The organism is Microcystis sp. M113S1, assembly GCF_020246945.1.
GTDB lineage: Bacteria > Cyanobacteriota > Cyanobacteriia > Cyanobacteriales > Microcystaceae > Microcystis.
Window position 1 is genome coordinate 1 of sequence record NZ_JADBSA010000433.1, and the last position, 7,215, is coordinate 7,215.

At 44.1% G+C, this 7,215-nt stretch carries 6 protein-coding genes and 1 pseudogene; 1 reads left to right on the forward strand and 6 read right to left on the reverse strand.

The window, feature by feature from the left end; all coding sequences use genetic code 11:
• Window positions 1–68: 68 nt before the first annotated feature.
• Window positions 69–506 carry a DUF29 domain-containing protein gene (locus tag IM319_RS22020; RefSeq protein ID WP_190381299.1) on the reverse strand — a complete coding sequence of 146 codons (438 nt, stop codon included), beginning with the start codon at window positions 504–506 and terminating at the stop codon, window positions 69–71.
• Window positions 507–811: 305 nt separating this feature from the next.
• Here IM319_RS22020 and IM319_RS22025 point away from each other — a divergent pair, with 305 nt between their 5' ends.
• Complete coding sequence (locus IM319_RS22025) at window positions 812–2,902, forward strand: pentapeptide repeat-containing protein (RefSeq protein ID WP_287736933.1); 2,091 nt, start codon at window positions 812–814, stop codon at window positions 2,900–2,902.
• A gap of 50 nt (window positions 2,903–2,952) precedes the next feature.
• On the opposite strand, the pseudogene IM319_RS22030 reads toward IM319_RS22025, so the two are convergent.
• From IM319_RS22030 to IM319_RS22050, 5 genes and pseudogenes are all read right to left on the reverse strand, one after another.
• A pseudogene (locus tag IM319_RS22030) lies at window positions 2,953–3,018 on the reverse strand (DUF29 domain-containing protein); the annotation flags it as partial.
• Window positions 3,019–3,055: 37 nt separating this feature from the next.
• A complete protein-coding gene (locus IM319_RS22035; RefSeq protein WP_286827287.1) occupies window positions 3,056–3,394 on the reverse strand; it encodes a hypothetical protein in 339 nt (112 codons plus the stop codon).
• A 12-nt stretch (window positions 3,395–3,406) separates the two neighbouring features.
• Window positions 3,407–4,273 carry a transglutaminase family protein gene (locus IM319_RS22040; RefSeq protein ID WP_287686542.1) on the reverse strand — a complete coding sequence of 289 codons (867 nt, stop codon included), beginning with the start codon at window positions 4,271–4,273 and terminating at the stop codon, window positions 3,407–3,409.
• Window positions 4,273–5,274 carry an alpha-E domain-containing protein gene (locus IM319_RS22045; protein WP_287676305.1) on the reverse strand — a complete coding sequence of 334 codons (1,002 nt, stop codon included), beginning with the start codon at window positions 5,272–5,274 and terminating at the stop codon, window positions 4,273–4,275. Before IM319_RS22045 ends, IM319_RS22040 begins: the two co-directional genes overlap by 1 nt.
• A gap of 114 nt (window positions 5,275–5,388) precedes the next feature.
• Complete coding sequence (locus tag IM319_RS22050; protein ID WP_287736932.1) at window positions 5,389–6,825, reverse strand: circularly permuted type 2 ATP-grasp protein; 1,437 nt, start codon at window positions 6,823–6,825, stop codon at window positions 5,389–5,391.
• Window positions 6,826–7,215 lie beyond the last annotated feature (390 nt).

The window sequence follows — 7,215 nt, forward strand, 5'->3', positions numbered from 1 at the left end:
AAAAATAATCTCCCATCTCCCCAAAACGAAAACTTCATACCTCACCATTAAGATAACTGCTATAAGAACTATTTTTCAGCCGGGGGAAACCAATTATCATCTAATGTTTGTTCGAGGGATATATGAGCGTCTGAATTGAGGGAAAAAAGCTGAGAAACCGATTTAATCGCCACTGGATAAACCTTATCATACATAGCAGCTAATTCTGGCCGTAAGCTGGGACTGTCTTCTAAACGATGCTGAATTTGGGCGCGAAAATTGACTATTTCTGCCGCCCAATGATTACCTGACCGTTTTTTTTCTTCTTGCCAATAAGCCAGCTTTAAAAGATGTTCGATAAGACGGGTTAACAGACTCATTAAAGCTCGTCTATCACTTTTCCCCATACTCTCGATTTCTTCAATTAAATTATCCCAATCCACCTGCTCAAAATTACGCTCTTGTAACTGTTTTACCGTCTCTTTTAGCCATTGATTATAATCAGTTTCGTAGGCAGTTGACGACATAATTTAACTCTCCATAGAAAATTACTTAGTAGATTAAGAAAGGTTAATGGGTGTATCCATTGATAGATAGGGTTTTTCGGCTATTGTAGTAGATATCTATGGGGGAAATCCAGATATATTCTAGAACGTGAGGTGTGGAACCTGACGCGATTGCCCATAAAAATGCCAGGTTTTTGAACGTGGACTCGTTGAACCAAGAATCCCGAAGTGCTTAGTGGGGTGGGAGTGTCAATCGGATTCTCTAAAGAAACCCGCTTTCTGACTTGCAGTAAGATTGAGGGCATAGTATGGCAATTTTGCAAGCGATGAAGGCAGCGGCAGTTATTGAGCAGTACAAAAACGGGCGGCGGGATTTCCGGGGGGAATCCTTGCGAGGCGGTAATTTTCGCGGCGCGGACTTAGCAGAGGCGGATTTCAGTGGCTGTGATATACGCGGGGCAAATTTTAGTCGGGCGAATTTGACGGGGGTGAAGTTTGCTGGGGCGACGGCGGGATTGCCGAAGCGGTGGGTGGTGATTTTGTTGGGGTTGGCTTTGGTGTTAATTGTGATTTCGAGTTTTTTTTCCCTCGTAGCCGCTCATCTGGTGAGCTTAATTTTTGATTCATCCAGTACACAAAACCAAGTTGCTGGTTGGTCCACCTTAATTTTTCTCATCTGTTTTTGCGCTGTCACTTGGCGTAAAAATATTTTGGCCGGAGTCGGAGCCGTAGCCTTCGCCTTCGCCGTAGTCGTAGCCCTAGCCGTAGCCGTAGCCCTAGCCGGAGCCGGAGCCGGAGCCGTAGCCGTAGTCGTAGCCGTAGTCGTAGCCGTAGCCGTAGTCGTAGCCCTAGCCGTAGCCGTAGCCCTAGCCGGAGCCGGAGCCGGAGCCGTAGCCGTAGTCGTAGCCCTAGCCGGAGCCGTAGCCGTAGCCCTAGCCGGAGCCGGAGCCGGAGCCGTAGCCGTAGTCGTAGCCCTAGCCGGAGCCGGAGCCGTAGCCGTAGCCGTAGCCGTAGCCGTAGCCGTAGCCTTGACGCTATTTTACTTTTGCCTCGGTTGGCTGACCCTCAAACAGGAAAGCCGAGATCCTTGGTTGCGTCAAATTGTGATAGCCTTTGCTGCTATTGGTGGCACATCCTTTTTTCAAGCTAATTTAACCGAGGCAGATTTCACGGGTGCGAGGTTGAAAAATACCAACTTCAACCGCGCCATCCTGAAAAAAACCTGCTTCAAGCAGGCAATTAAATTGGAATTAGCCCGCCCCGGCAATACCTTATTAGCCAATCCCCAGGTTAGGGATTTCCTGATTGATTCCCGCACCGGAGCCGGAAAAGACTTTGCCCAAGCCAATTTACGGGGGGCATACCTAGACGGGGCAAACCTGCAAACTGCCAACTTGCGCCTAGCGAATATCAGTGAAGCCAGCTTGCAATACGCCAACCTTGCGGGGGCAAACCTCACCGAAGTCAACGCCGTCAATACCGATTTGCGCCATGCTACTCTGACGGGTGCTTGCGTGGAAAATTGGAATATTGATGCCACCACCCAACTGGATGAGATTGACTGCCAGTATATTTACCTGCTTAATGGGCAAAAAGAACGCCGCCCCAGCAGTGGTGAATTTCAACCAGGGGAATTTACTAAATTGTTTGCCGAAATGTTCGACACCGTTGACCTCATTTTCCGCAATGGGGTGGATTGGAAAGCTTTCATTGCTGCCTTAAAAGAAGTGCAAGTGCAGAATGAAGATACGCCGCTTCAGATACAGAGCATTGCCAATAAAGGAGATGGGGTGATAGTGGTAAAAGTCCATGTACCGCCCGATACTGATAAAGAGAAAATTCATCAAGAATTTAACCAAAATTATCAACTACAACTCGCAGCCGTCGAAGCCCAATATAAGGCACAACTCACCGCCAAAGAGACGGAAATTGCCATCTATCGCCAACAAAGTGTTGATATGATGGAAATTACCAAAACCCTCGCCAACCGTCCCATCCATGTAGAAGCAAAAGCCATGAGCAACAGTAACGACAGTTCCCCAAATATTACCATCCGCGATATTAATGATTCTGCCGTCAATTTCGGCGAAATCATTGGCGATGTAACCAATACCATCAACCAAATTGCAGCCGATGCTTCCCCAGAAAACGCCCAACTTAAAGCTTTACTGCAAGAACTGACTCAGGCGATTGAAATTGACAGCCATTTAGATGTAGAAGAAAAAGCCGAAGCCGCCAACCAAGTGAAAAAGATTGCCCAAGCTAGTCAAAATCCTGATGATGCCGGATTGCAAAAGAAAGCCCAACGAGCAGTTAATTTTCTCGAAACAATTGCTAAAGCTTTGGAACCTGCCAGCAAACTTGCCCAAGCCTGTCAAAAAGCCTTACCGATAATTTTGGGAATATTAGGCTTCTGATAGGTTTATAGTTGCGCTTTAGCGCAGTTCTAGTTAGGGCTAGAGCATCCTCGTAACTGTTTTACCGTCTCTTTTAGCCATTGATTATAATCAGTTTCGTAGGCAGTTGACGACATAATTTAACTCTTCATAGAAAATTAATTAAATGGCTCTCTATCTAGGAGAAGCCGAATTTTGTTCAAAAGTTAACTCCTCTAACACTTCCGTAACCAACTTGCCATTGGCTAAACGCTTTAAACTTCTAATCTGAATATTTACTTTAGGAGTTTCTTCTAACTGTTCAATCAAAAAATCTGCATATTTGATTATTGCCTCACGCGCCGCACTTTTTTTAGTCCAAACTTGCGCCATTTCTAACATATTAGTAACCCCAATAAACTCCTCTCCCTCCCCATCTAAACTATGATTAGCTGCATAGGCATTAGCAGTAGGACACAACAATAAAACATAGCCTAAATGTCCTTTTGTTGCTGTGCCAAATCCTTTAGCCATAAAGAATTTTCCTCAAGATAACAAATCGAGCGCGATTGTCGATGATAGCTGAGATTCTATCACTTGATGACCGAGATTAACCGGTCGAGCATTTCCCTCTACCGGCGCGCAATAACGGGGAATTGGACTAGAAACGAGGCTAATATGACGGTCACTCACCGCTAATCCATGGGTAGGATCATAGCCTTTCCAGCCGCCCCCCGGCAAATACACCTCTACCCAAGCGTGTAAATATCTTTCTCCTTGGTCTAAATCTCCTTCTTGATAGCCACTGACAAAACGGGAAGCCAATCCCACACAGCGACACACATCCATAAATAAAACCACAAAATCGCGACAGGAACCCTGCTTATTTTTCCAAGTGTTTCCGGGTAGATAGGGTTCCCCAGTAAGACGAATAATTTGCTGACAATTTCGGTAAATTTTGTCATTAAGATTAAACAGGAAAGATAGCACCTGTCCCTCGGTTTCCCGCATAACTTCTTGGGCTAATGCTGCCACATCAGGGTCATTAGCTAACCCATAAAATTGTCTGTAGGGTTGTAATTGACTGTGGAGAGAAATGGGATAATCAAAGGGTAAACAGGTCGCCCAAGGTTCCAACAAATACTGAAAAGGATTAACTCCATGGGTTTCTACTTCACTCACCACATCAATTAATAATTCTTCCGTCGGTTGATTAAACCAAATTTGTAAACAAGAATTTCCATCGAGGTCGATAATATTAGTTATCGTTAAAGGTTCCGGGTTAATTTTGAGCGTGAACTCTCGTAAAGTTTGCCCACCATCGGATTTTGGTCGCAAGCGCAGCAGATGGGGCGATAAAATCACGGGTTGATTATAGAAATAGTTAGTTTGATGCCGAATGTGATAACGCATTAAGTTGTTAATTGGGATTGATATTGAAAGTTATTTACTGGCAGAGGTGAGGCAAGTTCAGGATTAAAAACAAAGAAAGTTTCTGTCATTTTTATTCCTACATCATTAACTCTTTTTTGAATATGGTCGAGGAATTCATGTAATCCCATTTCAATAATATCCTCGATAGTTAGATAGCTCATTTCCGCACCAAGTCGCCCTAAACTTCTTTCTACCGAATTCCCCCAAGTTCCTATAGGAGTACCAGTAACTTGATGCAAACAGTGGTCTAATTCCCGCAGACAAAAGTGAATTGAACGAGGAAATTCTCGATTAAGAATTAAAAATTCGGCCACGTCACTAGGAGTAATCCGTCGTTGACATTTACGATACATTTCGTAGGCACTCACCGACCGCAGTAAAGCAATCCATTGAATTTGGTCTAGAGAAGTTCCTACCCATTGAGCGGAAGGTAAGAGATAATAGTATTTAACATCAAGAATTCTGGCGGTTTTATCGGCGCGTTCCTGTAATCTTCCCATAACGCCAAAATGCCAACCTTCATTATGAGTCATCGTTGCATCCATCACCCCCGCAAAACGGTGACTAGCCAATTTAACTTGGGTAAAAAAGTTCGGTAAAGTAGTTTGAGGATGGTAAGAGGAAGCATCTTTTACCATCAAGAAAAAACCATTAACCTGTTCCCACATTTCCGAAGAAATAATCTCGCGAACTGACCGAGCATTTTCTCGCGCCCAGCGCAAACAAGAGATAATTGAACTACTATATTCCGTGTCAAATGTCAAGAAATTGATCACATTTTCTGCGGTGGCTGTGCCGTAACGTTTCTTGAATTGTTCTAAATCTCCCGTGGTTAAAACCAAAGGTTCCCACTGTTGCAAAACACTGGTAGGTACATCTAACATTAAATTAAGGTTAACATCCATAAACCGGGCGACGTTTTCTGCCCGTTCAATATAGCGATTTAACCAATAAATTGAATCGGCAACTCTACTAAGCATAATTAACCAGGAAAAAGTGAAAAGGTTAGGGTGGATTGGGCGAAAATAATTTATGCACTCGACTCATGATTTAATTTTGGCCGTAACCCAGCAAAATTTTGATTATTGTCTTGATTACTTGGTTAAAACCCAAGTATCTTTACTGCCACCACCTTGAGAAGAATTAACCACTAAAGAACCCTTTTTCAAAGCCACGCGAGTTAACCCCCCGGGATGCACATAAATTTCATCGCCACGATGGAGAATATAGGGACGTAAATCCACATGACGACCTTCAATTTCCGTGTCAATTAAAGTGGGAACCCTAGAAAGACTTAACACTGGTTGAGCGATATAATTGCGGGGATTAGCGGCAATGCGTGGGGCAAATTCTGCCCTTTGTTCGGGGGTAGCTTGAGAACCGACTAACATCCCATAACCTCCCGACTCATTAGCGGCTTTCACAACTAATTTATCGAGATTATTTAAAACATAATCTAAGTCCTTTTCTCGCCAACAAAGATAGGTAGGAACGTTATTTAAAATCGCTTCTTCTCGCAGATAATAACGAATCATATCGGGGACAAAAGCATAAATAACCTTATCATCGGCGACTCCCGTACCCGGGGCATTAGCTAAAGCGACGCGACCTTCCTGGAAAACTTTTAATAATCCGGGTACACCTAACATCGAATCGGGACGAAAAACCGCCGGATCTAAAAAGTCATCATCGAGGCGACGATATACCACATCTACCCGTCTTAATCCCTTGGTGGTTTTCATTTGTAGATAACCATCAAAGACGACTAAATCACGCCCTTCCACTAATTCCACCCCCATTTGTTGGGCAATAAAAGAATGTTCAAAGTAGGCAGAATTATAGGTTCCAGGGGTTAAAACCACCACGGTGGGATTAGGCAATTGGGGCGGTGCTAAATTAAGGAGAGTTTCCAACAGATGGGAAGGATAATCATCCACTGGTTTAACATTCATTGTCTGGAAAATATCGGGGAAGGTGCTTTTCATTACCCGACGATTTTCGAGGACATAAGAAATACCGGAAGGAACCCGCAAATTATCCTCTAAAACGTACCATTGACCATCCTTATCGCGGACTAAATCGGTTCCCGTGATGTGACACCAGATACCTCCGGAGGGTTTCAGTCCCACACAGGGTTTCAGAAATCCCGTTGCCGAGGCGATTAATTCGGGGGGAATAATGCCATCTTTAATGATTAACTGGTCATTGTAGATATCGGAGAGAAAAAGATTGAGAGCTTTGATGCGTTGTTTCAGGCCTCTTTCTAAATAATCCCAGTCCTCAGCCGAGACAATTCGGGGAATAATATCAAAAGGAAAGATTTTTTCCACCCCTTGATTGTCGCTATAGACATTGAAAGTCACCCCCAATTCAAACAGGGCCGACTGAGCGGTTTCCCGGTGTTGTTGAAGTTCTCGGGGGGGCAGATTCTGCAACCATTTGATTAAAGGGGACGCGTGGGGACGAGGTTGACCATCATCTAAGAATAGTTCGTCGTAGAAGCCTTCGGGATCGTAGGTATTTAATAGCACACTGACCTCATTTCATACCTTACCAAAATTTTGGGTTAAAGCCCCGTCCTTTTAGGACGGCTTGATGTTAAAATAAAACTGGTTTGAATCCCCTGAGTGGGCGGTAGTGAATGGCTCGATTGAGTTGAACCCTTGAACTCGAAAGTCTGCATAAGAGACAAAAAGGGAGGGTAGCGAAAACCTCGTCAAACATAGCGCAGTAGCCGCTCAACAACGGTGAATGAAAAACCAGTAAAAATCTTTGTCGTAAGACAGATAGGGTAGGGCATACCCAAATCTTGGTTGAAAGACCAAAACGCTTGGAGAGTGAACCATAAAAAGGATAACTAGATAGCAAGTGATATTCTAGTAGGTTCGGTTCAGACATAATCGTGTAAGACCTAAGTAAGG